Genomic DNA, 3,147 nt, shown 5'->3' on the forward strand with positions numbered 1-3,147 from the left:
CGACCTCCCCCGCCTCTACGCCGACCACCTCGCGCGCGACCGGCGCCGTTCGGTCCACACCGTGCGCGCCTATGAAGCGACCGCGACGCGGCTGTGCGGCTTCCTCACGCAGCATTGGGGCGAAGCGGTCGACCGCGCCGCGCTCGCCAAAACCGACACCGCCGACCTCCGCGCCTTCCTCGCAGAGCGCCGCGGCGGCGGCCTCACCAACGCCTCGGCGGCGCGCGAACTGTCGGCAGTGCGCGGCTTCCTCGCCTTCGCGACGGGCGAGGGCACCACGCCGCGGCTCAAGGGCCCGCGCGTCAAGAAGGGCGTGCCGCGCCCGATCTCGCCCGACGAGGCGGTCGCGCTCGCCGACGACGTGTCTGACGATGCCAGCGAGCCGTGGATCGGCGCGCGCGATCTCGCGGTGCTGCTGCTGCTGTACGGCGCGGGGCTGCGCGTCGCCGAGGCGTTGTCGCTGACCGGCGCGGTGCTTCCGCTCGGCGCGACGCTCGCCGTCACGGGCAAGCGCGACAAGACGCGGATCGTGCCTTTGCTCCCGCAAGTCCGTGAGGCGGTCGAGGCGTATGTGCGGCTAAGCCCGTACGGCGCCGCGCGCGACGCGCCGATCTTCCGCGGCGCGAAGGGCGGTCCGCTGTCGCCGCGCTTGGTGCGCCGGGCGGTGCAGGGCGCACGCGTGCGGCTCGGTCTGCCCGATCGCACGACGCCGCATGCGCTGCGCCATTCGTTCGCGACGCATCTGCTCGGGCGCGGCGCCGATCTGCGCGCGCTGCAGGAATTGCTGGGGCATGCCAGCCTCAGCTCGACGCAAATCTACACGCAGGTCGATGCGGCGCATCTGCTCGACGTCTACCGCAACGCGCATCCGCGCGCCTAGGCGCGCGGCTTCCAGCGCAGCAGCCGCCACAGATAGCCGAGCACGATCGCCACTGTCAGCGCGATCGCGGCGGGGCCGATGAAGCGATCGAGCTCGCGGAAATTGGCGCCGAGATAATAGCCCGCGAACGCCAGCCCGGTGTTCCAGATCGCCGAGCCCGCCGCGGTCCACAGCAGGAAGCGGGCGTGTGACATCCGCGCCATTCCGGCGGGCAGCGACACCATCGTGCGGAACGCCGGCATGAAGCGGAACACGAACACCACCCATTGCCCGCGCGACCGGAAGAAGGCCTCGAGCGCGACGACATGCTGCCAGTCGAGCGTCAGCCAGCGGCCATGGCGATCGACGAACGGGCGCAAGCGCTGATAGCCGAGCCGGTAGCCGATCGCGTACCAGAAATAATTGCCGACGACCGTTCCCACCGTGCCCGCGACGATCAGCGGGACGAGCGTCATCTGCCCGCGCGCGACCGCGATCCCGCCCAGCCCCATGATCACTTCGGAGGGGATCGGCGGGAAGACGTTTTCGAGCACCATCAACACGAAGATGCCGAAATAGCCGCCCCACGCCGTGAGGTTGACGATCAAGTCGGTCACTTACCTAACTCCCCTCCCGCTTGCGGGAGGGGCTGGGGGGCGCGCTTTCAACGCTAGCACCCGCTGATAGCGCGCGCCCACCCCCGACCCAGTTCGTGGTCGGATGTGGCCCCGCCACATCCTCGACCGCGCGGGGCGCGGTCGACCTCGAACTCGCAAGCGGGAGGGGGGAAGGAAGAGGCTGCCTCACCCACGCGCTGCAACCTTCCGCTCGATCGCATCCCAGATCAGCCCCGCGACATCGGTCCCGTCGAAGCGCTCGATCGCGACGATCCCGGTCGGCGAGGTGACGTTGATCTCGGTCAACCATTCGCCGCCGATCACGTCGATCCCGACGAACAGCAGCCCGCGCCGCTTGAGTTCGGGCCCGAGCACCGCACAGATCTCGCGCTCTTTGTCCGTCAGCTCGGTCTTCACCGCCGACCCGCCGACCGCGAGGTTCGAGCGGATCTCGCCTTCGCCGGGCAGCCGGTTGATCGCGCCGGCGACCTCGCCGTCGACCAGAACGATCCGCTTGTCGCCCTTCGCCACATCGGGGAGGAACGCCTGGACCATGTGCGGCTCGCGCCACATCGTGTTGAACACCTCGATCAGCGCCGACAGGTTCGCCCCGTCCGAGCCGACCTTGAAGATCGCCTTGCCGCCATTGCCGTGAAGCGGCTTGATCACGATCTCGCCGTGTTCGCTGAGGAAGGCGCGCGCTTCGTCGAGGCTGCGCGTGACGAGCGTCGGCGGCATGAACTGCGGGTAATCGAGCACGAACACCTTCTCGGGCGCGTTGCGCACCGAAGCGGGGTCGTTCACCACCAGCGTCTTGTGCGCGATCCGCTCGAGCAGATGCGTCGCGGTGATATAGCCGAGGTCGAACGGCGGGTCCTGCCGCATCAGCACGACGTCGGCGTCGTCGCCGAGGTCGAGGCTGACCGATTCGCCGAAGCTGTAATGATCGCCGACGACGCGCTGCACGGTGACCGGGTCGGCCTTGGTCCAGACGCGGCCATTCGCATAGTTCAGGTCTTCGGCATTGTAGTGGAACAGCCGGTGCCCGCGCTCCTGCGCCGCGAGCATCAGCGCGAAGGTCGAATCGCCCGCGATGTTGATCTGCGCGATCGGATCCATCTGGACGGCGACAGTGAGGGACATGTTCGACTCCTGCCGCGTGCCGTCACCCCGGCGGAGGCTGGGGTCTCTGGGGTGCGGGCGCTATGCTCCCGACCGCGCGATACCAGCCTGCGCTGGCATGACGGTCGGGGCAGAGCGCATCTAGGGTGCCAAGCCGGCGATGTCACCCGATCCAGGCATTCTCGATGTGGCGCGGGCGCGCGCCCGGTGCGAGCAGGATGACATCGACGCGGATGTCGTCGCCGGGGCCGGCATAGCTCGGCATCAGAAATTCGGCCGCCGCGGCGACGCGCGCGAGGCGGCGCTCGTCGATCGCGAAATCGAGCTCGGCGGCGGTGGCGCGCATTTTGACCTCGACGAAGGCGACCAGCGTGCCCTTGCGCGCGATCAGATCGACTTCACCGGCGGGGGTGCGCACGCGGCGCGCGAGGATCTGCCAGCCCTTGAGGCGGAGCCACCAGCCGGCCAAGCGCTCGCCACGGCGGCCGGCGGCTTCGGCGAGGCGGCGATCGCGTGTCGCTCCCCTCCCCTTCAGGGGAGGGGCTGGGG

General features: G+C 69.6%; 4 protein-coding genes. 1 reads left to right on the forward strand and 3 read right to left on the reverse strand.

The features are described 5' to 3' along the window. A partial coding sequence (locus RH90_RS02300; protein WP_010183618.1) for a tyrosine recombinase XerC occupies positions 1 to 880 on the forward strand: 880 nt, incomplete at its 5' end. Here the strand turns inward: RH90_RS02300 and RH90_RS02305 are convergent. The 3 genes from RH90_RS02305 to RH90_RS02315 form a co-directional block, all read right to left on the reverse strand. Further along, positions 877 to 1,476 carry a DedA family protein gene (locus RH90_RS02305; RefSeq protein ID WP_010183619.1) on the reverse strand — a complete coding sequence of 200 codons (600 nt, stop codon included), beginning with the start codon at positions 1,474 to 1,476 and terminating at the stop codon, positions 877 to 879. The genes RH90_RS02300 and RH90_RS02305 overlap by 4 nt on opposite strands. A 186-nt stretch (positions 1,477 to 1,662) precedes the next feature. Then, a complete protein-coding gene (gene gshB, locus RH90_RS02310; RefSeq protein ID WP_010183620.1) occupies positions 1,663 to 2,619 on the reverse strand; it encodes a glutathione synthase in 957 nt (318 codons plus the stop codon). A gap of 142 nt (positions 2,620 to 2,761) precedes the next feature. After that, positions 2,762 to 3,133 carry a YraN family protein gene (locus RH90_RS02315; RefSeq protein ID WP_029624977.1) on the reverse strand — a complete coding sequence of 124 codons (372 nt, stop codon included), beginning with the start codon at positions 3,131 to 3,133 and terminating at the stop codon, positions 2,762 to 2,764. Between the last annotated feature and the right edge of the window lie 14 nt (positions 3,134 to 3,147).

Source organism: Sphingomonas sp. PAMC 26605, from assembly GCF_000241485.1.
Classification (GTDB): Bacteria; Pseudomonadota; Alphaproteobacteria; order Sphingomonadales; family Sphingomonadaceae; genus Sphingomonas.